Source organism: Citreicella sp. C3M06, from assembly GCF_018860705.1.
In the GTDB taxonomy this organism is placed as follows: Bacteria; Pseudomonadota; Alphaproteobacteria; order Rhodobacterales; family Rhodobacteraceae; genus Salipiger.
The window spans coordinates 337,812-358,815 of record NZ_JAHKQA010000072.1; the positions used below are offsets into that span (position 1 = coordinate 337,812).

20 protein-coding genes and 1 tRNA gene are annotated in these 21,004 nt (G+C 64.1%); 10 read left to right on the forward strand and 11 right to left on the reverse strand.

What is annotated here, in order from left to right:
- The first annotated feature begins 62 nt into the window (after positions 1-62).
- Together KO516_RS16475 and KO516_RS16480 are read left to right on the forward strand one after the other, a co-directional pair.
- Positions 63-293: a hypothetical protein gene (locus tag KO516_RS16475; protein WP_216004873.1), complete on the forward strand. Its 231-nt coding sequence runs from the start codon at positions 63-65 to the stop codon at positions 291-293.
- A gap of 80 nt (positions 294-373) precedes the next feature.
- The gene (locus KO516_RS16480; RefSeq protein WP_216004874.1) at positions 374-562 is read left to right on the forward strand and encodes a hypothetical protein; all 189 of its coding nucleotides are present in this window, start codon (positions 374-376) and stop codon (positions 560-562) included.
- A 3-nt stretch (positions 563-565) separates the two neighbouring features.
- Here KO516_RS16480 and KO516_RS16485 read toward each other — a convergent pair whose 3' ends face one another.
- Positions 566-1,186 carry a helix-turn-helix domain-containing protein gene (locus KO516_RS16485; RefSeq protein ID WP_216004875.1) on the reverse strand — a complete coding sequence of 207 codons (621 nt, stop codon included), beginning with the start codon at positions 1,184-1,186 and terminating at the stop codon, positions 566-568.
- Between the two features lie 64 nt (positions 1,187-1,250).
- Between KO516_RS16485 and KO516_RS16490 the strand changes: the two genes are divergently transcribed.
- On the forward strand, positions 1,251-2,756 hold the full coding sequence (locus KO516_RS16490) for a class I adenylate-forming enzyme family protein (protein ID WP_216004945.1): 1,506 nt from the start codon (positions 1,251-1,253) through the stop codon (positions 2,754-2,756).
- Positions 2,757-2,946: 190 nt separating this feature from the next.
- Positions 2,947-3,291, forward strand: coding sequence for a hypothetical protein (locus KO516_RS16495; protein WP_216004876.1), 345 nt, complete (start codon positions 2,947-2,949; stop codon positions 3,289-3,291).
- A gap of 161 nt (positions 3,292-3,452) precedes the next feature.
- Here the strand turns inward: KO516_RS16495 and KO516_RS16500 are convergent, their stop codons facing one another.
- From KO516_RS16500 to pdxH, 5 genes are all read right to left on the reverse strand, one after another.
- Entirely contained in the window at positions 3,453-7,088 is a 3,636-nt protein-coding gene (locus tag KO516_RS16500; protein ID WP_216004877.1) for a vitamin B12-dependent ribonucleotide reductase, read from the reverse strand.
- A gap of 525 nt (positions 7,089-7,613) precedes the next feature.
- A tRNA-Pro gene (locus tag KO516_RS16505) sits at positions 7,614-7,690 on the reverse strand.
- Between the two features lie 52 nt (positions 7,691-7,742).
- Entirely contained in the window at positions 7,743-8,213 is a 471-nt protein-coding gene (locus tag KO516_RS16510) for a DUF192 domain-containing protein (protein WP_216004878.1), read from the reverse strand.
- Positions 8,186-8,728 (reverse strand): cold-shock protein, encoded by a 543-nt coding sequence (locus KO516_RS16515; protein WP_216004879.1) that lies wholly within the window; start codon positions 8,726-8,728, stop codon positions 8,186-8,188. The genes KO516_RS16510 and KO516_RS16515 overlap by 28 nt, the downstream gene beginning before the upstream one ends.
- Before the next feature lie 109 nt (positions 8,729-8,837).
- The gene (pdxH, locus tag KO516_RS16520) at positions 8,838-9,443 is read right to left on the reverse strand and encodes a pyridoxamine 5'-phosphate oxidase (RefSeq protein WP_216004880.1); all 606 of its coding nucleotides are present in this window, start codon (positions 9,441-9,443) and stop codon (positions 8,838-8,840) included.
- 105 nt (positions 9,444-9,548) lie between these two features.
- Between pdxH and fabI the strand changes: the two genes are divergently transcribed.
- Positions 9,549-10,355, forward strand: a complete 807-nt coding sequence (fabI, locus tag KO516_RS16525; RefSeq protein ID WP_216004881.1) for an enoyl-ACP reductase FabI — start codon at positions 9,549-9,551, stop codon at positions 10,353-10,355.
- 11 nt (positions 10,356-10,366) lie between these two features.
- Positions 10,367-10,876, forward strand: a complete 510-nt coding sequence (gene gpt, locus KO516_RS16530; protein WP_216004882.1) for a xanthine phosphoribosyltransferase — start codon at positions 10,367-10,369, stop codon at positions 10,874-10,876.
- Here the strand turns inward: gpt and KO516_RS16535 are convergent.
- Positions 10,866-11,045, reverse strand: coding sequence for a hypothetical protein (locus tag KO516_RS16535; RefSeq protein ID WP_216004883.1), 180 nt, complete (start codon positions 11,043-11,045; stop codon positions 10,866-10,868). The genes gpt and KO516_RS16535 overlap by 11 nt on opposite strands.
- Before the next feature lie 88 nt (positions 11,046-11,133).
- On the opposite strand from KO516_RS16535, the gene KO516_RS16540 reads away from it, so the two are divergent.
- Genes KO516_RS16540 through trpE form a run of 3 tightly spaced genes read left to right on the forward strand, consistent with a single transcriptional unit; the run spans position 11,134 to position 15,747 of the window.
- Positions 11,134-12,336, forward strand: coding sequence for an aminotransferase (locus KO516_RS16540; protein ID WP_216004884.1), 1,203 nt, complete (start codon positions 11,134-11,136; stop codon positions 12,334-12,336).
- 47 nt (positions 12,337-12,383) lie between these two features.
- Positions 12,384-14,228 carry a peptidyl-prolyl cis-trans isomerase gene (locus tag KO516_RS16545; RefSeq protein WP_216004885.1) on the forward strand — a complete coding sequence of 615 codons (1,845 nt, stop codon included), beginning with the start codon at positions 12,384-12,386 and terminating at the stop codon, positions 14,226-14,228.
- 4 nt (positions 14,229-14,232) lie between these two features.
- The gene (trpE, locus tag KO516_RS16550; RefSeq protein WP_216004886.1) at positions 14,233-15,747 is read left to right on the forward strand and encodes an anthranilate synthase component I; all 1,515 of its coding nucleotides are present in this window, start codon (positions 14,233-14,235) and stop codon (positions 15,745-15,747) included.
- 111 nt (positions 15,748-15,858) lie between these two features.
- Here trpE and KO516_RS16555 read toward each other — a convergent pair whose 3' ends face one another.
- Both KO516_RS16555 and KO516_RS16560 read right to left on the reverse strand, forming a co-directional pair.
- Positions 15,859-16,524, reverse strand: a complete 666-nt coding sequence (locus KO516_RS16555; protein WP_216004887.1) for an alpha/beta hydrolase — start codon at positions 16,522-16,524, stop codon at positions 15,859-15,861.
- Entirely contained in the window at positions 16,521-17,150 is a 630-nt protein-coding gene (locus KO516_RS16560) for a DNA-3-methyladenine glycosylase 2 family protein (protein ID WP_216004888.1), read from the reverse strand. Before KO516_RS16560 ends, KO516_RS16555 begins: the two co-directional genes overlap by 4 nt.
- 118 nt (positions 17,151-17,268) lie before the next feature.
- On the opposite strand from KO516_RS16560, the gene KO516_RS16565 reads away from it, so the two are divergent.
- A complete protein-coding gene (locus KO516_RS16565; protein WP_216004889.1) occupies positions 17,269-18,468 on the forward strand; it encodes an MFS transporter in 1,200 nt (399 codons plus the stop codon).
- An 85-nt stretch (positions 18,469-18,553) separates the two neighbouring features.
- On the opposite strand, the gene mltG is transcribed toward KO516_RS16565, so the two are convergent.
- Together mltG and fabF are read right to left on the reverse strand one after the other, a co-directional pair.
- The gene (gene mltG / locus KO516_RS16570; RefSeq protein ID WP_216004890.1) at positions 18,554-19,714 is read right to left on the reverse strand and encodes an endolytic transglycosylase MltG; all 1,161 of its coding nucleotides are present in this window, start codon (positions 19,712-19,714) and stop codon (positions 18,554-18,556) included.
- Positions 19,715-19,717: 3 nt separating this feature from the next.
- On the reverse strand, positions 19,718-20,974 hold the full coding sequence (gene fabF / locus KO516_RS16575) for a beta-ketoacyl-ACP synthase II (RefSeq protein ID WP_216004891.1): 1,257 nt from the start codon (positions 20,972-20,974) through the stop codon (positions 19,718-19,720).
- Positions 20,975-21,004: the final 30 nt, after the last annotated feature.

The window sequence follows — 21,004 nt, forward strand, 5'->3', positions numbered from 1 at the left end:
GGAACCTTGCTCACCCGTCCCGCGTTCTCCGCTCATGACCAATCGCCGGGAGGAAACAGGCCATGGAATGGAACAGTATCGCCAACGACTGGGACAGCGCAGCGCGTCGTCTCGAACAGCGGTTTCCGGGGCTTGACCGCAAATTCTTGTCTACCCCGCCAGACCGTCTGGAATACCTTGCAGAGCTGGTTGCAGAGCAAAACGACCTGTCGCTTTTCGAAGCGCGCGAAGAGGTCGAGGATGTCTTGTTCGGCGACCGGATGCCCTATCAGCTTTCGCGTATGTCGGGCTAGTCCGGTTCGACCGGTCGGGTCCAGACAACGATGGACCCGGACGCGATTTCACGGCATCATGACCTGGGGAGGATCTTGCAATGCTCAGACTTCTTGAACTTTTTCGCCATGACAAAGCTCCGGTGATCGCGACGCCGACTGGATCGGATCTTCCCGATCTGATGCGCCGCGGCAGCGATCAGAGCCTTACGCCTCGGGAATTGACACGCTCAAGCGCCGAAGACGAGCTTGCCCGTGTCGTGGCCCTTGCCCGCAACGCCGAGCCTTGAGGCCTAGCCGAGCGACGTGACCCAGAGAATGGTTGCGTCCTCGGCACTGAGCGACACGACATTGTGCCCCATGCTTGCGTCGTAATAGGCGCTGTCGCCGCGGCGCATTTCGACGGGTTCGTAGAACTCGGTGTAAAGCCGGATGATGCCGGTCAGCACCAGCAGGAATTCCTCGCCATCGTGGCGCACCCAGCCGTCGAATTCATCCATGCTGCGAGCCCGCACGCGGGCGCGATAGGGCAGCATCTTCTTTTTGGTCAGGGTCTCCGCCAGCAATTCATGCTCGTAGGTGACGGTGGCCTGATGCAGCCCCTCACCGTCGCGAGTGTGGACCATCCGCCCCGACACCTGATCCTTGCGCGGCGGCGAGAACAGTTGCGGCACACCGATGCCAAGCCCCACCGCCAGCTTCTTGAGCGCATCATAGGTGGGCGACATCTGCCCATTCTCGATCTTGGACAGGGTCGAGCGGGCCAGCCCCGCCTGTCGCGCCGCCTGTTCCAGCGTCCAGTCGCGTTCCTTGCGCAGCTCGCGCACCCGCGCACCAAGATCGAGAGGCTCGGCCACGGTGTCTTCGCCGGTCTCGCGGGCAAGGCGGATGAGGGTCTTTGGATCGCGTGTCATGGCATTGCTATAGGGCCGCGCCGTTTTGCTTGCAACGCTGCTGCGCGAGGCCTACCCCAAGACCATGGTTTCGATCTTTGATGACGGCGCCTTTGCGCCCTGTCCCGCGCCCTTCAATCTTGCCGCCCATGTGCTGCGCGCCGGAGAGGCGTGTCCGGACAAGATCGCGCTAAGCGTGGTCACGCCCACCGGGGCGCAAAGCTGGTCTTATGCCCGGCTGGTCGCGGCGGTCCGCGGCACCGCCAGCGGGCTGCTGCGGGCCGGTGTGCAGCCCGGAGACATCGTGCTGATGCGGCTGGGTAACACCGTCGACTTCCCGATCGCCTATCTTGGTGCCCTCGCCGCTGGTATCGTGCCGGTGCCAACCTCGTCGCAGCTGACCGCGCGCGAGGTTGCGCCGATGCTCGCGACCCTGAAACCGGCAGCGATCCTGCGCGGTACCGGCATCGCCTGCCCGGAAACGTCCCTGCCGGTGCTTGGACCCGAAATCTATGAGCCTTGGCACGATCTGCCCCCCGCCGACTACGACATGGGCGATCCAGACCGGCTGGCCTATGTCATCTACACCTCGGGCACCTCGGGCGTGCCGCGCGCCGTGGGCCATGCGCATCGCGCCATCTGGGCGCGGCAGATGATGATGGATGGCTGGTACGGCCTGCGCTCTTGCGACCGGCTGCTGCATGCGGGCGCCTTCAACTGGACCTATACACTGGGCACCGGCCTGATGGATCCCTGGACGCGGGGCGCCACCGCGCTGATCCCCGCCGCCGGGAGTGACCCCGCGCAACTGGCGCTGCTGCTGAACCGCCATGATGCGACGATCTTTGCCGCTGCACCAGGGGTTTACCGGCAGATGTTGAAGTACCCGATGCCAGCACTTCCAAGGCTGCGGCACGGGCTGTCTGCTGGGGAAAAGCTGGCCCAGCCGATCCGCGATCACTGGCGCGAGGCAACCGGAACCGAGATCTTTGAAGCCTACGGCATGTCGGAATGCTCGACCCCGATTTCCGGAGCGCCGGGGCGCGGCGCCCCCGAGGGCACGCTGGGGCGCCCGCAGCCCGGTCGGCGCGTCGCCATTCTGGGCGAGGATAATGCACCGGTGCCCTTTGGCACCCCCGGCAGCATCGCGATCCATCGCAGCGATCCCGGCCTGATGCTGGGCTATCTCGGGGCGCCCGAAGAGACGGCGGCGAAATACGCCGGCGAGTGGTTTCTCAGCGGCGATACCGGCGCCATGGCCAAGGACGGCGCGATCACCTACCTTGGGCGCGGCGATGACATGATGAACGCGGGCGGCTATCGCGTCTCGCCGCTGGAGGTCGAGGCGACGCTGGCGGGCCTTCCCGGTCTGAGCGAGATCGGTGTGACCGATATCGAGATCAAGCCCGGCGTCTTTGTCATCGCCGCTTTTTATGTTGCAGCCGCCCCCTTGGACGAGGCGCTGCGTGCCCGCGCTGCCGAGCGTCTTGCCCGTTACAAGCAGCCGCGCGCCTTTGTCCGCGTCGATGCCATGCCGCGCAACCCGAATGGCAAGCTGATCCGCAAGGCCCTGAAGGATCACGCGCTCTAGGCGTTTCAGGGTTGATCGACACGATCCGCGCCGCATTCCGGCAAACCGGACAAACAGGTACAGCAGATCAGGCAAGGGCAACGCAGGCTGGAACAGCTGCGCCACCCCTTTGCGCCGAAGCTGGACAGGTGCAGGGCCGTCGGCCTAAGCTTCCCTTACGGAAGCCATCAGCCCAGCGGAGACCAGCGCCATGACGTTTCTTGCCGCAACCCTTGCCTTCGGGCTGTGCGCCACCGGCGCGCTTGCTCAGGGCTGTCACGAGATCAAGTTCTCCAGAGGCGCCTCGTCGGGCGAGGTCTCGGGCCGGGTGTCCGACAGCGCGCCCCTGTGTTTCAGCTTTGGCTCCGGGGCGGGCCAGACCGCGCGGGTGCAGCTGTTTGGCAGCCAGAATACCTGTTTCGCCATCGTCGGCGTGGCCGATTGCCGCGACGATTACAGCTTTGTCACGCAGCGCCGCCCCTACCAGATCAACGTCTCTCCGCTGATGCGCAGCAACGGCTTCGAGGATTTCACCCTGCGCCTGACCATCAAGTGAAAAAGGGGGCCCCCGAACGGGAGCCCCTGAAGGTTCGCTGACAAGGCTTATGATTTACCGCCCGGACTGTTTTATGCCTGCTGCCTTGCCCGCGACAGGACGAGCGCACCCGTCCCGGAGGCAGACAGGGCGCAGTGCTGCACCCCGCCCTCGTGGTTCCGTCAGCTACAGCCCGAAGTCGAGCCGCAGGTGTTGCACTTCATGCAGGTGCCGTTGCGCACCAGCGTGTAATTGCCGCATTCGCCGCAGGCCTCGCCCTCGTAGCCCTGCATCTTGGCCTTGACCCGCGCATCCATCGCAGTGGCCGAGGTGGTCCCGGTCAGCGTGGCGACGCTGCTTTGTGCGGATACCGCCATCGCACCGCCGGTGCCGGTCATCGTCGCCTGACCGCCCTGTAGCACCACCAGTTCCTGCGGCAAACGCTTGCGCAGATAGCCCGTCGAGGAGATTTGCTTGAGCATTTCAAGCGAGCGCGCCGCGGTGCCTTCGGACAGTTCCTTGACGTTGTTGACGCCCTCTTCCTCGCCGCGGCCCAGATCGTCGAAGGTCGCCCCGGAGGGTTTGACATGGGCAAGGTCAGTGCGATCCAGATAGCTCACCGCCAGTTCGCGGAAGATGTAGTCAAGGATCGAGGTGGCGTTCTTGATGCTGTCATTGCCCTGCACCATGCCCGCCGGTTCGAACTTGGTGAAGGTGAAGGCGTCGACGAATTCCTCGAGCGGCACGCCATATTGCAGGCCGACCGACACGGCGATAGCGAAGTTGTTCATCATCGCACGGAAGCCTGCGCCTTCCTTGTGCATGTCGATGAAGATCTCGCCAAGCGCGCCGTCCTGATATTCGCCGGTGCGCAGATAGACCTTGTGCCCGCCGACAACCGCCTTTTGCGTATAGCCCTTGCGGCGCTCGGGCATCTTGGTGCGCCCGGCGCGGACCACTTCCTTGATGACCACCTTCTCGACGATCTTTTCGGCGATGACCTGCGCCTTTTCGTGCGGCGTGCCGGTTTCCAGAATTTCGAGCGCATCGTCATCGTCTTCGATCAGCGCCGAGGCCAGCGGCTGCGACAGTTTCGATCCGTCACGGTACAGGGCATTGGCCTTGACCCCGAGCGACCACGACAGCTCGTAAGCAGCCTGACAATCCGCGACCGTCGCCGAGTTGGGCATGTTGATGGTCTTGGAAATCGCGCCCGAGATAAAGCTCTGCGCCGCCGCCATCATGTGGATGTGGCTTTCGACCGACAGGTAGCGCTTGCCCTTCTTGCCGCAGGCGTTGGCGCAGTCAAAGATGCCGATATGCTCGGGGCGCAAATGCGGCGCGCCTTCCAGCGTCATGGTGCCGCAAACGTGATCGTTGGCGGCGTCGATCTCGGCCTTGCTGTAGCCAAGATGGCGCAGCAGCTCGAAGCTGGCATCGTTGAGCTTTTCCGCCGGAACCTTCAGAACGTCGCGGCAGAATTCGGCCCCGAGCGTCCACTGGTTGAACACGAAGCGGATGTCAAAGGCGGTGGCCAGCGAGGCTTCGATCTTTTCAATCTGCGTCTGGCCGAAGCCTCGGCTGCGCAGCGATGTGTGGTTGATGCCGGGCGCATTGCCGAGGCTGCCGTGACCGACAGCGTAGGACACGATCTCTTCGATCTGCGCCGAGCCATAGCCCAGCTTTTCAAGCGCGCCGGGAACCGAGCGGTTGATGATCTTGAAGTAACCGCCGCCCGCGAGCTTCTTGAATTTCACCAGCGCGAAATCGGGCTCGATGCCGGTGGTGTCGCAATCCATCACAAGGCCGATGGTGCCCGTGGGGGCGATCACCGACACCTGCGCGTTGCGATAGCCATGCGCCTCGCCAAGGCGCAGCGCCTCGTCCCAGCTGGTCTGGGCCAGCTCGACCAGCTTGTGATCGGGGCAGTTGTCGATATCCAGCGGCACCGGCTTGACGGCGAGGCCCTCGTAACCCTCGCTTTGCCCGAAGGCGGCGGTGCGGTGGTTGCGGATGACGCGCAGCATGTGTTCTGCGTTACGCTCATGGCCCGGGAAAGCGCCCAGCTCTCCAGCGATCTCGGCAGAGGTGGCATAGGCGACGCCGGTCATGATCGCGCTCAGCGCGCCGGCAAGGGCGCGGCCCTCGTCGCTGTCATAGCCAAGGCCCATGTTCATCAGCAAGCCGCCGATATTGGCATAGCCAAGGCCCAGCGTGCGGAAATCATAGCTGCGCTGCGCGATTTCCTTCGACGGGAACTGCGCCATCAGCACCGAGATTTCCAGCGTCAGCGTCCAGAGCCGCGTCGCATGCATGTAGGTTTCGGCGTCAAAGCGCCCGTCCTGCAGGAAGGTCAGCAGGTTCATCGACGCAAGATTGCAGGCGGTATCGTCAAGGAACATGTATTCCGAGCACGGGTTGCTGCCGCGGATCGCGCCATCTTCGGGGCAGGTGTGCCAAGCGTTGACGGTATCATGGAACTGGATGCCCGGATCTGCGCAGGCCCAGGCCGCGTGGCCGATCTGTTCCCACAGCTCCTTGGCATCGACGGTCTTGGCAACCGAGCCATCGGTGCGGCGGATCAGCTCCCACGGCTGGCCCTTGCGGACCGCGTCGAGGAAGGCGTCGGTGACGCGGATCGAGTTATTGGAATTCTGGCCGGAAACCGAGGCGTAGGCTTCGCTATCCCAATCGGTGTCGTAGGTCGGAAATTCGATCGAGGCATAGCCCTGCCGCGCGTAATCCAGCACGCGCTTGATATAGGTCTCGGGGATCGACACCTTCTTGGCCTCGCGGATGGCCTTTTTCAGCCCGAGGTTGGCGTTGGCCTCATAGGCATCCGATTCCAGACCGTCCCAGTTGCGGATCGCGGCAAAGATACCGTTGAGCATCTGCTCGTGCATCTTGGACCCGGCGACAAGGCTGGCGACCTTCTGCTCTTCCTTGACCTTCCAGTTGATGAATTCCTCGATATCGGGGTGGTCGGCATCGCAGATCACCATCTTGGCGGCGCGGCGCGTGGTGCCGCCCGACTTGATCGAGCCCGCGGCGCGATCGCCGATCTTCAGAAAGCCCATCAGGCCCGACGACTTGCCGCCGCCCGACAGCGGCTCGTTCGCTGCGCGCAGGCTGGAGAAGTTGGTGCCGGTGCCCGAGCCATATTTGAACAGGCGCGCCTCGCGCACCCACAGATCCATGATGCCGCCCTCGTTGACCAGATCGTCGCTGACGGACTGGATGAAGCAGGCGTGCGGCTGCGGGTGTTCATAGGCGGATTTGGATTTGGTCAGCTTGCCGGTCTTGTAGTCGACGTAGAAGTGCCCCTGCGACGGGCCGTCGATGCCATAGGCCCAATGCAGGCCGGTGTTGAACCACTGCGGCGAATTGGGCGCTGCGACCTGCGCCGCCAGCATGTGGCGCATTTCGTCGTAATAGGTGCGGGCGTCATCCTCGGAGCCGAAATAGCCGCCTTTCCAGCCCCAATAAGCCCAGGCCCCTGCCAGCCGGTCGAACACCTGCTTGGCCGAGGTTTCGCCGGTGCGCGGCGTGTCAGCATTGGCCGGGACGGAGCGCCACAGGAACTGCGGCACGCCCTTTTCCGCAACCTTTTTCAGGTCGGTGGGCACGCCAGCCTTGCGGAAATACTTCTGCGCGATGACGTCCGATGCGACCTGGCTCCAGTTTGCGGGAACCTCGAGCGTGTCGAGCTTGAAGACAGTGCTGCCATCCGGGTTGCGGATCTCCGAGCTCGTGGTGACGAACTCGATCCCTGCATAGGCGTCCTGACCTGCCCGGGTGTATTTTCTCTCGATCTTCATCGCTCTGCCTCTGCCTTCAGATATGCTCAAACCACCCCCGAAGCGCAGGAACACCCGACCAGCCGATGGCAGTTGCCCTGCCCTCGTCGCCGCCTCGCCGCGGTCTGTCACTGCTATGTCGTGTCGGTTTATCCCCGCCAAAGACCACTACATCTTGTGTCGCGACCTCGGGTCTACACAAACTGGCCTCAATCTAAGGTAATGGTCAACGAATTTTTTGACCCTTTTTACATATATTTGGTATTGACCCAAAGCCGTGCCACTAGGGCTATGGGTTGCTCTTGCCTTATCCACATTTGCACCCTGCGACGGGCTGGCCTGTTCCCTTGGGAAAACCTGCCGAGCGGCGTTGTTTATCCACAGCTGTTGAGAACTTGCCTGAAGATAACTCAGCGGATTGGCGTTTTTTCGCCCCGGCCCGGCCCATGCAGGCGGAGCACTGCCGCGTGATCAAAAAACCGGCAAAACCACGCGACTCGACGAGTCAGCGCGGCGGAACGGATCAAGATGTGGTGCTGAGGAAGATGGTCGGGGCGGCGAGATTCGAACTCACGGCCTTCTGTACCCAAAACAGACGCGCTACCAGGCTGCGCTACGCCCCGACGGGCCTCGTTTACAGGCGAGGCATGGGATTGAAAAGAGCGAAAACGCGTCTTAGTCGCACGGCCAGACCGGATCGGCGATGGCCGGGTGTTGAATCTGGCTGCCGGGCGCAATGCCCATCTGCTTTGCCAGCCCCGCGTTGATCTCCAGAACGTAGCGCACCGGCGCTCCGCTGGGGATCGGGGTCTCGTCATGGGGCACCGCGTTGGAATGCACCCGCGTGACCCGACCACTTGCATCGGCAAAGATCATATCGAGCGGAATGAAGGTGTTCTTCATCCAAAAGGATACGGGCTGCTCGCGCTCGTAGGCAAACAGCATCCCCGTGGCGCTTGGCATCTTCTGAACGTACATCAGCCCCTGCGCGCGCTCGGCCGCATCATCCGCGACAGAGACGTGAAAACGCGCCGATCCCCAGTCGCCGCGCAACCAGAGCGTATCGTCGCGGCACTCGGCAGCGCTGACGGGTGAGGCCGCCAGCAGCGCGAGCAGCGTCAGGAAGTGGGGAGTGCGGCTTCCCATGCCCAAACCTCGGTTGCCATCAGGCCACGTTTGCCCGGAATTTTGCGAAGCGCCAGCGCCTCGCCAGCCTGAAGGTCGGCAAGGCCTGACCGGCGCAGCACTTCGATGTGAATGAAGATATCGTCGGAAGAGCCGAAAATATTAGCAAAGCCAAACCCCTTGGCCTTGTCGAACCATTTCACCCGCGCCGGTTCCAGCGGAGCGGCCCGCATGATCTCGGGATCGATTCCCTCGAAGTCTGCAAGCGGCAATCCTTCCGGCACTTCCGGCGGCGAGATCTTCAGGACCTCGATGGCCTGCACGCCCCTGTCGGTGCGCTGGACCGTGATTTCAATACAAGCACCGTCTGCGACGGAACTCTGCCCAAAGTTGCGTAAAACGTTCGCATGCAAAAGGATATCCGGCCCCCCTGCATCGGCAATAACGAAGCCGAATCCCTTAACTGGATCAAACCACTTCACTTTGCCGAGGACGTGCTGCGCCTCATCATAGTGCTGTTTCAACTGTGTTTCCATTGTTCTTGTTCGCGTATCCCCGCCCCCTCTTGCGATACTGTGCACATGGAATGCAAGGGATGTATGGAACAGTTTTTTATAGTGTCCCCTGCGTCAACTTAGTATCAGCCTAAGGATTAAGCCGTTTTACTGACCAAGGGTCAGATATCGTCTGGCGCCGCCAGCAAAACCGGTCATGCAACCGGAAGGCGCCATCGGCCCAGAACTCAATTTCAATCGGAGCGATCCTGAATCCCCCCCAGAAAGGCGGGCGGGCAGGCATCGGGCCATGGCTCGCCGTCACTTTTGCCACCTCTGCCATCAGGGCCGCGCGCGAGGCCAAAGGCTGGCTTTGCTGCGAGGCCCATGCCCCGAGTCGCGACTTCAGCGAGCGCGAGTCATAATAGGCATCCGCTTGCGGCCCGTCTTCGCGGGTGACCGTGCCGCGCACCCGGATCTGTCGGCGCAGCGATTTCCAATGCATGACAAAGGCGGCCTTGCCGCCCTGTTCAATTTCTTGTGCCTTGGCGCTGGTGTAATTGGTGTAGAACACAAAGGCCGCGTCCTCGATATCCTTGAGCAGCACCATGCGGGCGTTGGGCATTCCCTGCGCATCGACGGTCGACAGGGCGATGGCGTTTGGATCATTCGGCTCGCTCGCTTCGGCCTCGGCCAGCCAGCTGCGGGCAATGGCAAAGGGGTCGTCCCCCGCGAATATTCCGGTGCGGTCAGACATCATGATCTCCATTGCTGTGGGGCGCCAACAGTCCCGGCCCTTGAAGCCCTGCCGGGCTTTGTCTAAAGGGATCGGAAACATAGCAATGCCGGTTGGGGAATGGGAATGTCAAACACTCTGATGGCGGGCAAGCGCGGCCTGATCATGGGCCTCGCAAACGACAAGTCGATCGCATGGGGCATCGCCAAGGCGCTGAGCGCCGCTGGCGCCGAGCTGGCCTTTTCCTATCAGGGGGACGCGCTGAAAAAGCGGGTCGGCCCGCTGGCCGCGCAACTGGGATCGGATTTCGTGCTGCCCTGTGACGTAGGCGACGAGGCGTCGATCGACGCGCTGTTCGACGGAATCAAACAGCGCTGGGACAACATCGATTTCATCGTCCACGCCATCGGCTTTTCCGACAAGAACGAGCTGCGCGGGCGCTATGTCGACACCAGCCGCGACAATTTCACGCTGACCATGGATATCTCGGTCTACAGCTTCACCGCCGTGATGCAGCGTGCCGAGAAGATGATGACCAAGGGTGGCTCGGCGATCACGCTGACCTATTACGGCGCCGAGCGCATCATGCCCCATTACAACGTCATGGGCGTTGCCAAGGCCGCGCTGGAAGCCTCGGTGCGCTATCTGGCCGAGGATCTGGGCAAGGACGGTATCCGCGTCAACGCCATCTCTGCCGGACCGATCAAGACGTTGGCCGCCAGCGGCATCGGTGATTTCCGCTATATCCTGAACTGGAACGCCTACAACTCGCCGCTGCGGCGCAACGTGACCATCGACGATGTCGGCGGCTCGGCGCTGTACCTGCTGTCCGATCTCGGCAGCGGTGTGACGGGCGAGACTCACCACGTCGATGCAGGGTATCACGTGGTCGGAATGAAGGCGGTGGACGCGCCGGACATCACCAAAGCCTGAGGAGACACGCCATGGATCTGGATCGCCTGCCGCATGAAAAAGGATTTCACGTCAGCTGGGACCAGCTGCACCGCGACGCGCGGGCGCTGGCCTGGAGGATGCAGGGGCACGGCCCCGCGGATGGCGGCTGGCGCGCCGTTGTCGCCATCACCCGCGGCGGCATGGCCCCGGCGATGATCGTCGCGCGTGAGCTGGACATCCGGCTTGTCGATACGATCTCGGTGAAAAGCTACAATCATCGGGCGCAAAGCGAGCCCAAGGTCATCAAGTTTCCCGACATGGAAGTGATGGGCGACGGCACCGGCGTGCTGATCGTCGATGATCTGGTCGACACCGGTCGCACGCTGGAAGTGGTGCGCAAGCATCTGCCCAAAGCGCATGTGGCAACGGTCTATGCCAAGCCCAAGGGCAAGCCGATGGTCGACAGCTACATCACCGAGGTCAGTCAGGACACGTGGATCTTTTTCCCGTGGGACATGGCGCTGCAATACGTCAAACCCTATCGCGGCGTCAGCGACTGAGCGCCCGATCCCGGATGATCTCGACTTTGCCCCGCGCCCGATCAAGGCGCGGGGTTTTCTGTTCCGCCGCGCCCTTCAACCAGTCGCCAAGGCGGGCCCGGGTGGCGAAGGGCTGCGACAGGATGCGCCCCCGCGAAACGCTTGCGCGATCTGCCAGTGCGACGGTCACCAGACCACGTCTTTGCGGCCGCAGTCTGACCCTTCCCCCTGCCCGCCGCCGCTGCTAGCGTGCGGCAAATTTCGAGGCAGGACAGATCATGACCCACAGCAGCAGCACCCAATCGACCTTTGTGCCCCCCGTGCCGGAGGCCAAGCGCTGGATTGCTGGCATCACCTTCCCGCCCGAACGCCCGCTGATCAACGTCAGCCAGGCCGCCCCCATCGACCCGCCGCCCGCACCGCTGCGTCGCGCCATGGCCGAGGCGCTGGAAAAGCCGGAAACCCACCTTTACGGCCCCGTGCTTGGCCTGCCCGCGCTGCGCGAGGCGCTGGCCGCCAACTGGTCGGCCCATTACGGCGCCCCGGTCGCGCCAGAGCGGGTCGCCATCACCGCCGGTTGCAATCAGGCCTTCGCCGCGACCCTGTCGGCGATCTGCGGCAATGGCGACGAGGTGCTGCTGCCGGTGCCGTGGTATTTCAATCACAAGATGTGGCTCGACATGCAGGGCGTCACCACCGTCCCGCTGCCCACCGATGAGCAGCTGCTCCCCGATGCCGACACTGCCCGCGCCCTGATCACCGAGCGCACGCAGGCCATCGTGCTGGTGTCGCCCAACAACCCCGGCGGCGTCGAATACCCCGCCGAGACGCTGAACGCGCTGTTCGATCTGGCGGTGGAAAAGGGCCTGAAGCTGATCGTCGACGAAACCTACAAGGATTTCGACAGCCGCAGCGGCGCGCCGCATGACCTGCTCAATCGCAAGGGCGCGGACGAGACGCTGGTGCAGCTTTACAGCTTTTCCAAGGCCTATCGCCTGACCGGCCACCGCGTTGGCGCGATCATCGCCGACCCGGCGCTGTTGCAGGAGATCGAGAAATTTCAGGACACCGTGGCGATCTGCGCGCCGCAGCTCGGCCAGCACGCGGCGCTCTGGGGGCTTGAAAACCTGTCGCACTGGCTCGCGGGCGAGCGCGACGAGATCCTTAATCGCCGCGCCGCCATCGCCGACAACATGCCCAAGCTTGAGGAAAAGGGCTGGGTGCTCAAGGGGCTTGGCGCCTATTTTGCCTATCTCGAACACCCGTTTGCCATGTCGTCCGACGAACTGGGCCCCAAGCTGGTGCCAGAGGCCGGTGTTCTGGTGCTGCCGGGCACCATGTTCACGCCTGCCGGCGATGCCACCGGCGCGCGCCATCTTCGCATCGCCTACGCCAATGTGAACCGAAGCGGCATCGAAGAGCTGTTCGACCGGCTTGCGGCGCTGGACTGGCCCCTTGCGGGCAGTGACGGCGCGGCTTAGACACTGGCGCCACGAGGCCAAGGCAGACAATACGGGGAAAACGCACCATGACGCGCAAGAACGGCATCACAAAATATGCGGTCTGGGGCGTTTTGATCGCGTCCTTTGTCGGCTTCGGCGCCTTTGGCACGGTGAATTTCACCGGCACCACCGACCGTATCGGAACCGCGGGCGACATCCCGATCAAGGGCTCCGATTACGCCCGCGCGCTTGACAGCGAGATGCGCCAGCTTTCACAGCAATCCGGGCAGGCGGTGACGCTGGAACAGGCGCGGCAGATGGGGCTGACCCAGCAGGTTCTGGCCCGCGTGGTGAGCAACGCCGCGCTCGACAACGAGGCGTTGCAGATCGGCCTGTCGGTGGGCGATGCGCAGGTGGCCAGATCGCTGCAGGACATCGACGCCTTTTCCGGCCCCGACGGCAGCTTCAACCGCGATGCCTATGCCTTTGCGCTGAGCAACGCCGGTCTGAACGAAGGCGCGTTCGAGGACAGCCTGCGCGCCGATGCCGCCCGCTCGATCCTGCAAGGCGCGATCCTTGCCGGAACCACCCTGCCCGACACCTATATCGACACGCTGCTTGGCTATGCCGGCGAAACCCGCAGCCTGACATGGGCGACGCTGGGCCGCGATGCGCTGACCATCGGCATTCCCGAACCGACCGAGGCGCAGCTGAAAGACTGGTACGATGCCAACATCGACCGCTTCACCCTGCCCGAAACCCACGCGATCACCTATGCATGGCTCACGCCGTCGATGATCATCGACAGCGTCGAGATCACCGAGGACGTGCTGCGCGCCACCTACGAGGAACGGCGCGCCGAATTCAACATGCCCGAGCGGCGTCTGGTCGAACGGCTGGTCTATGGCAACGAGGCCGAAGCGCAGGCTGCCGCCGAACGCATCGCCTCTGGCGCGGCGAGCTTCGAAGACGAGGTCGAAACCCGCGGCCTGCAGATCGAAGACACCGACCTTGGCGATCAGGACGCAGAGCAGCTGGGCGAGGCCGCCGATGCGGTGTTTGCCGCGCAGACTGGCGAGGTGGTCGGCCCGGCACCATCGCCTTTTGGCCCGGCGCTGTACCGGGTGAACGGGGTTTTCCCGGCGCAGGAAACCAGCTTCGAAGAAGCCCGCGATGCCCTGCGCGACGGCGTCGCCATGGACGAGGCCCGCAAGGCCATCGACGCGCAATCACAGGCGCTGGATGACGAATTGGCCGGCGGCGCGACGCTGGAAGAGCTCGCCGCGGACACCGACATGCAGCTTGGCCAGATCGACTGGACCGAAAGCAGCAGCGACGGGCCGGCGCAATACAGCGCCTTCAACACCGCCGCCGCACAGGCAGTCGAAGGCGACTATCCGGCCATCGAACGGCTGGGCGATGGCGGCTTGTTCGCCCTGCGCGTCGATGCCATCAACCCGCCCGCACCGGCCCCCTATGACGATGTGGCTGACGAGGTCCGCCAGCTTTGGGACGCCGAGAAAGCCGCCGAGGCGCTCACCGCGCAGGCCGAGGTGAAGGCCGAGGCGATCGCAGGCGGTGCCAGCTTCGAAGACGAGGGGCTGAGCACCCAGACCAGCAGCGGCCTGCGCCGCGACAGCCAGCCCGACGGCCTTGCCGCCAGCGTGATCGCCGCGTTGTTCGAGATGCAGCCCGGAGAGACCCGCGCCCTGCCCGCCAATGACGGCGCCGTCGTCATCCGGCTAGACGAGGTCACCCCGGTCGACATGCAGGACGCGCAGGTGCAGATGCTCTCGCAGATCCTGCGCCAGCAGGCGGGCAATTCCGTCGCGCAAGACCTGTTCTCTGCCTTCAACGCCGATGTGCAGCAGCGCGCGGGCGTCAACGTCGATCAGGCGGCGGTCAACGCCGTGCTCACGAATATCCGGTAAGCTCATGGCCACGCTCATTCCCAGTTTCGACGATTTCGCCCCCGGCTACGAGGCCGGTCAGAACCAAGTGGTCTATGCACGTCTTGCGGCGGATCTCGACACGCCGGTGTCGCTGATGCTCAAGCTGACGGGCGCTGCCAAGGATGCCTTCATGCTGGAATCGGTGACCGGCGGCGAGGTGCGCGGGCGCTATTCCATCATCGGCATGAAGCCCGACACGGTGTGGAAATGCCATGGTGAGGCCGCGCAGATCAACCGGCAGGCGCGGTTCGACCCCGAGGCCTTTGTGCCTTGCGATCAGGACCCGCTGACCAGCCTGCGCGCGCTGCTGGCCGAAAGCCGTATCGAATTACCGGACGATCTGCCGCAGGCCGCCGCCGGGCTGTTCGGCTATCTCGGTTACGATATGATCCGGCTGGTGGAAAAGCTGCCCGACGTGAACCCCGACCCGCTGGGCCTGCCCGACGCGCTGATGCTGCGCCCCTCGGTGGTTGCCGTGCTTGATGGCGTCAAGGGCGAGGTGACGGTGGTGGCCCCGGCATGGGTTTCGGACGGGGTATCGGCCCGCGCCGCCTATGCCCGCGCCGCCGAACGGGTAATGGACGCGGTGCGCGATCTGGAACGGGCCATGCCGCAGGCCAGCCGCGATCTGGGCGAGGCGCGCGAGATCGGCGAGCCGGTGTCGAATTTCACCCGCGAAAGCTACAAGGCCGCTGTCGAAAAAGCCAAGGATTACATACGCAAAGGCGACATCTTTCAAGTGGTGCCCGCACAGCGTTGGACGCAGGATTTCCCTCTGCCGCCGTTTGCGCTGTATCGCAGCCTGCGCCGGACCAACCCCTCGCCCTTCATGTTCTACTTCAACTTCGGCGGTTTTCAGGTCATCGGTGCCTCGCCCGAGATCCTCGTGCGGGTCTTTGGCCGCGAGGTCACCATCCGCCCCATCGCTGGCACCCGCCCGCGCGGCGCCACCCCCGAGGAAGACCGCGCCCTCGAGGCCGATCTGCTCGCCGACAAAAAAGAACTGGCGGAGCATCTGATGCTGCTCGATTTGGGCCGCAACGACACTGGCAAGGTGTCCAAGATCGGTACCGTGCGCCCGACCGAGCAGTTCATCATCGAACGCTACAGCCACGTGATGCATATCGTGTCCAACGTGGTGGGCGAGCTGGCCGATGATCAGGACGCGCTGTCGGCCTTCTTTGCCGGGATGCCCGCCGGAACGGTGTCTGGCGCGCCCAAGGTGCGCGCGATGGAAATCATCGACGAGCTGGAGCCGGAAAAGCGCGGCGTTTATGGCGGCGGTGTCGGCTATTTCAGCGCGGGCGGCGACATGGACATGTGCATCGCCCTGCGCACCGCCATCGTGAAAGACGAAAAGCTGTATATTCAGGCAGGCGGCGGCGTGGTCTACGACAGCGATCCGGAATCCGAATATCAGGAGACGGTGCATAAATCCAACGCCATCCGCCGTGCGGCTGCGGATGCGGCGCGCTTTACCGGGCATGGCAACGGCTGACACGGCCCCTCTATGCGTGGGGCATTGCCCTACACATAGACTGCCAAGTAAAAGCTCTGGCAACGCTGAAACGCCACAACCGGCCTTCAGCGCTGCCAGAGCGTCACCCGTTCAGAACCCGCATTTGTCACGAATGAAGGCCAGCGCGACGCTGAGCCCATCGGGCGCGATGCCATGGCCGGTGCCTTTCTGGATATGGGCAAAGACCTCTTTCCAACCAGCGCCCTGAAGCGCTTCGGCCGCCTGCGGCAGCGATTCCACCGGCACCACGTCATCCTGATCGCCATGCACCAAAAGCACCGGCGGGCGGCTTACAGCCTCGTCGGCCAGCAGTTCGGGCTGCAACAGCCGCCCGGAAAACGCCACCAGACCGGCAAACTCATCCTCGCGCCGCGGCGCGACATGCAGCGCCATCATCGTGCCCTGCGAAAAACTGAACAGTGCAACCTGTTCGGGCAGCAGATCCTCGTCGACCATCAGCGCATCGAGGAACGCGTTCAGATCCTCGACCGCGCGGGCCATGCCCTGCATCGATTCCTCTTCGGAGGAGCCGTCGATCCACGGGATCGGAAACCACTGGAAACCCATCGGCGAGCCGGCGCAATCCTCGGGCGCGTCCGGGGCGACGAACAGCGTGTCGGGCAGGTGTTCGCCCAGCGGATCGGCCAGCCCCAGAAGATCGGCCCCATTGGCCCCATAGCCATGCAGGAAGACCACGCAGGAACGGATTTCGCCCGAAACGGGCTCCTTGCGGCCAGCTGTCAGAACGCGCGTCATGCAATGCCCTCTCTTTGCTTCGCCACATGGTAGTAGGCCCAGAGCGCGCGCGCCGCAACCGACCTCCATGGCGACCACGATTCGGCCATGATGCGCAGCGCCTTGTCCTTGGGCCGCTCGGGCAGATCGAACAGCAGCCGCGCCCCTTCCTGCAAGGCCAGATCTCCGGGGGCGAACACATCCGCCCGGCCCAGCGAGAACATCGCGTAGATCTCGGCGGTCCAGATGCCGATGCCCTTGACCGCCACCAGCGTCTTGACGACCTCCTCCGTTGGTGCGGCGCGCAACGCGTCGAAATCGATGCCCGCGCCGGCCAGCGCCTGCGCGTAGCTGGCCTTTTGCCGCGACAGCCCCAGTGCGCGCAGCTCTTCATCCGAGGCGGCCAGCACCGGCCCCGGCTGCGTCATGCCCGCCGCTTCAAGCCGCGCCCAGATCGCCCGCGCCGACGCGACGCTGACCTGCTGGCTGACCACCGCCGAGAGCAGCTGCGCAAAGCCGTCGGGGCGCAGGCGCAGCGGCAATGGCCCGGTGAGCGACAAGGCATGGGCAAAGCGCGGCTCGAGCTCGGCCAGCCACGCTGCGCCTTCGGCGATACAGGCATCGCTTTCGATGATCCGTCCAACCACGGTGAGCCTTTCATCTTGTGTTGAATGCACTTATCCCGGTGCCAAAGCAAAGGGTTGCCCCCAGTCTGACACGGGGGACACCACAAGCTCCACCCGAAACCTGCGCCGAAAGACCGACATGCCCCAAGACAGCCTCGCCAAACGTAACGTCATCGTGCTGGTCATGGCGCAGGCCCTGCTGGGCGCGCAGATGCCGATGATCTTTACCATCGGCGGGCTTGCCGGGCAGAGCCTTGCCCCCAACCCCTGCTTTGCCACGCTGCCGATCTCGCTGATCGTGCTCGGCTCGATGAGCGCAGCCACCCCGGTGTCGGCGTTCATGCAGAAATTCGGCCGCCGCGCCGGGTTCATGCTGGGCACGCTTGGCGGCGCACTGGGCGGCGCTGTCGGGGCTTATGCGCTGTATATCGCATCCTTCCCGCTGTTCCTTGTGGGAAGCTTCCTGACCGGCATCTACATGTCAGCGCAGGGGTTCTATCGCTTTGCCGCCGCTGATACCGCCAGCGAAGCATTCCGGCCCAAGGCGATTTCCTATGTCATGGCGGGCGGTCTGGCCGCCGCGATCATCGGCCCACAGCTGGTGAAGCTGACGGCCAATGCCTTTGTCGTTCCGTTTCTTGGCACCTATGCGACGGTGATCGCGGTGAACCTGGTCGGCAGCACGCTGTTCCTGTTCCTGCGCATTCCCAAGCCGCCGGTGCCGGCGCATGACGCGCCCAAGGGCCGTTCAAGGCGCGAACTGCTGGCCACGCCGCGCATCGCCGTGGCGGTGATCTGCGCCATGGTCAGCTATGCGCTGATGAACCTCGTGATGACCTCGTCGCCGCTTGCGGTGGTCGGCTGCGGGTTTGAAACCGCGGATGCCGCCAATGTCGTTACCGCGCATGTGCTGGCGATGTATGTGCCAAGCTTCTTCACCGGCCATGTCATCGCACGCATTGGCGTCGAAAAAGTGATTGCGCTGGGGCTGGTGATCCTCGCCAGCGCGGGCGGCGTCGCGCTGACCGGGGTCGAGCTGGAACAGTTTTTCGCCGCGCTTGTGCTGCTGGGGATCGGCTGGAACTTCGGTTTCATCGGCGCAACGACCATGCTGGCCGGCGCCCACCGCCCCGAAGAGCGAGGCCGGATGCAGGGCCTGAACGATCTTCTGGTGTTCGGCGGGGTGACCATGGCCTCGCTCGCCTCGGGCGGGCTGATGAACTGCACGGGGGGCTCGCCGCAGGCTGGATGGGCGGCGGTGAACATGGCGATGGCGCCGTTTCTGGTGCTGGCAGGCAGCGCGCTGATCTGGTTGCTGTTGCGCCCCAAGGAGGCGTGACAGGCGCAAGCCACGACGAACAGACAAAAGCCCCCGACGCATTGCGCATCGGGGGCTTTTCATTGTGTGGTGTTCTGCGCTGAGGCTACTGGTTGGCGCGCTCGGCCTCGAGCCTGCGATAGCCGGCAACGTTGCGGTTGTGTTCGTCCAGCGTTTCGGCGAACAGATGCCCATCTGCCGGGTCCAGCGTCTTGGCGACAAAGTAGAGATAGTCGGACTCAGCCGGGTTCAGCGCCGCCTCGATCGCCAGACGACCGGGGTTGGCGATGGGGGTCGGTGGCAGGCCGTCGATCACATAGGTGTTGTAGGGCGTCTCGCGGCGCAGTTCGGACTGCCGGATGCCGCGCCCGAGCACGCCTTCACCCTTGGTGATGCCATAGATCACCGTCGGGTCGGTCTGCAGGCGCATGCCGCGCTCGATGCGGTTGACGAAGACGCTAGCCACCAGCGGGCGTTCATCCGGACCGCCGGTTTCCTTCTCGACGATCGAGGCCATGGTCAGCGCCTCTTGGGGCGAGGCATAGGGCAGACCCGGCGCGCGGTTCGCCCATGCCTCGGCAAGGATCTGCTGCTGGGCGTCCTGCATCCGGGTGATGACACTGGCGCGGGTGTCGCCCTTGGCGATCTCGTAGCTGTCAGGGGCAAGCGCGCCCTCGGCGGGCAGATCGGCGACCTCGCCCTCAAGGATATCGACCTGCCCCAGCTCGGTGACCACCTGCCAGCTGGTCACGCCTTCGGCCAGCGCGACGCGAAAGCGGGTGCCGACATCGTCGCGAAACGCAGCGTAATCTGCGGGCGCGTCTTCGGCGGGATCAAAGGCCAGAACCTCGGCGTAGCGGCCCTGCGCCGGGTCAAGCTCGCGCACCTGCACTTCGGCGCTGGTGACGCCGATGCGATAGACCACCTCGGTGCCGCAGGTCGAAGCCCCGCCGCGGGTGATGATGTCGGTGATCTCGGGCATGGTTGCGCCTTCGGGCACCAGATACGAGCCAGCCTTCAACAGCGCGGTCTTGTCGGTGTAATCCGCCCCAAGCCGGAACAGCGTGCCCGAGGTGATCGCGCCCTGATCTTCAAGATCAGCCGACACCCGGTTGAAATTGCTGCCGCGCTGCACCTGAAGACAGATCGGCGCGTCCAGAGGACCCGCCGTGCGGTATTCGTTCTGCGCCCAGAGCAGCACGCCCCCGAAGAGGAAGACGATGACCACGAGAAAGGTCATCGCATTGGAGGCGATGTTGCGCCACATGGCTCAGTCCACCTTTCCGAAGATCACGCTGGCGTTGGTGCCACCGAACCCAAAGGAGTTGGACAGGGCGTAGTGCACCTTGCGCTCGCGCTTGGCGTTGGGCGCAAGGTCGATCGGGGTCTCGACCGCCGGGTTATCGAGGTTGATGGTCGGCGGTGCAACCTGATCGCGGATCGCGAGGATCGAGAAGATCGCCTCGATCGCGCCCGCCGCGCCCAGAAGGTGCCCGGTGGCCGATTTGGTCGAGGACATGGTGACGCTGGCGGCGTGATCGGCCAGCAGGCGTTCCACCGCGCCCAGCTCGATGGTGTCGGCCATGGTCGAGGTGCCATGCGCGTTGATGTAATCGATATCCGTCGGCGCAAGGTTGGCCGATTTCAGCGCCGCGCGCATCGAGCGTTCGGCGCCGTCGCCATCTTCGGACGGCGCGGTGATGTGGTAGGCGTCGCCCGACATGCCATAGCCCAGCACCTCGGCATAGATCTTGGCGCCGCGGGCCTTGGCGTGCTCGTATTCCTCGAGCACCACGATGCCCGCGCCCTCGCCCATCACGAACCCGTCGCGGTCGGCGTCATAGGGGCGGCTGGCCTTGGTCGGATCATCGGCGCGCTTGGTCGACAGCGCCTTGCAGGCGTTGAAGCCGGCGATGCCGATGCGGCAGATCGCGGCCTCGGCCCCGCCGGCGACCATCACGTCGGCATCGCCATAGCGGATCAGCCGCATGGCATCGCCGATGGCATGCGCGCCGGTGGAACAGGCGGTGACCACCGAATGGTTCGGGCCGCGGAAGCCGTATTTGATCGACACCTGACCAGAGATCAGGTTGATCAGCGCGCCCGGCACAAAGAACGGCGAAACCCGGCGCGGCCCCTTGGTTTCCATGGTGACAGCGGTATTGGCGATGGAATTCAGCCCACCGATGCCAGAGCCGATCAGAACGCCGGTGCGGTCCAGATCTTCGCGCTCTGTCGGCATCCAGCCGGAATCCTCGACCGCCTGCTGCGCGGCGGCAAGGCCGAACAGGATGAACGTGTCGATCTTGCGCTGCTCCTTGGGTGCCAGATAACGGTCCGGGTTGAACTCGCCCTCGGCCTCGCCCAGCGGCACCTCGCAGGCATAGGTCGTGACCAGCCCCTCGGTATCAAAATTCTTGATGGGGCCCGCGCCCGACTGACCGTCGAGAAGGCGTTCCCAGCTTTTTTCCACTCCGTCCGCGAGGGGCGATACAAGCCCCAGCCCGGTGACAACGACACGACGCATGCTGTCTGCCCTCTTCTCGGTCGATATAAC

Coding starts and splice junctions, on each gene's coding strand:
- KO516_RS16475 (WP_216004873.1), top strand. CDS start 63: ATGGAATGGAACAGTATCGCCAACGACTGGGACAGCGCAGCGCGTCGT.
- KO516_RS16480 (WP_216004874.1), top strand. CDS start 374: ATGCTCAGACTTCTTGAACTTTTTCGCCATGACAAAGCTCCGGTGATC.
- KO516_RS16485 (WP_216004875.1), bottom strand. CDS start 1,186: ATGACACGCGATCCAAAGACCCTCATCCGCCTTGCCCGCGAGACCGGC.
- KO516_RS16490 (WP_216004945.1), top strand. CDS start 1,251: ATGGTTTCGATCTTTGATGACGGCGCCTTTGCGCCCTGTCCCGCGCCC.
- KO516_RS16495 (WP_216004876.1), top strand. CDS start 2,947: ATGACGTTTCTTGCCGCAACCCTTGCCTTCGGGCTGTGCGCCACCGGC.
- KO516_RS16500 (WP_216004877.1), bottom strand. CDS start 7,088: ATGAAGATCGAGAGAAAATACACCCGGGCAGGTCAGGACGCCTATGCA.
- KO516_RS16510 (WP_216004878.1), bottom strand. CDS start 8,213: ATGGGAAGCCGCACTCCCCACTTCCTGACGCTGCTCGCGCTGCTGGCG.
- KO516_RS16515 (WP_216004879.1), bottom strand. CDS start 8,728: ATGGAAACACAGTTGAAACAGCACTATGATGAGGCGCAGCACGTCCTC.
- pdxH (WP_216004880.1), bottom strand. CDS start 9,443: ATGTCTGACCGCACCGGAATATTCGCGGGGGACGACCCCTTTGCCATT.
- fabI (WP_216004881.1), top strand. CDS start 9,549: ATGTCAAACACTCTGATGGCGGGCAAGCGCGGCCTGATCATGGGCCTC.
- gpt (WP_216004882.1), top strand. CDS start 10,367: ATGGATCTGGATCGCCTGCCGCATGAAAAAGGATTTCACGTCAGCTGG.
- KO516_RS16540 (WP_216004884.1), top strand. CDS start 11,134: ATGACCCACAGCAGCAGCACCCAATCGACCTTTGTGCCCCCCGTGCCG.
- KO516_RS16545 (WP_216004885.1), top strand. CDS start 12,384: ATGACGCGCAAGAACGGCATCACAAAATATGCGGTCTGGGGCGTTTTG.
- trpE (WP_216004886.1), top strand. CDS start 14,233: ATGGCCACGCTCATTCCCAGTTTCGACGATTTCGCCCCCGGCTACGAG.
- KO516_RS16555 (WP_216004887.1), bottom strand. CDS start 16,524: ATGACGCGCGTTCTGACAGCTGGCCGCAAGGAGCCCGTTTCGGGCGAA.
- KO516_RS16565 (WP_216004889.1), top strand. CDS start 17,269: ATGCCCCAAGACAGCCTCGCCAAACGTAACGTCATCGTGCTGGTCATG.
- mltG (WP_216004890.1), bottom strand. CDS start 19,714: ATGTGGCGCAACATCGCCTCCAATGCGATGACCTTTCTCGTGGTCATC.
- fabF (WP_216004891.1), bottom strand. CDS start 20,974: ATGCGTCGTGTCGTTGTCACCGGGCTGGGGCTTGTATCGCCCCTCGCG.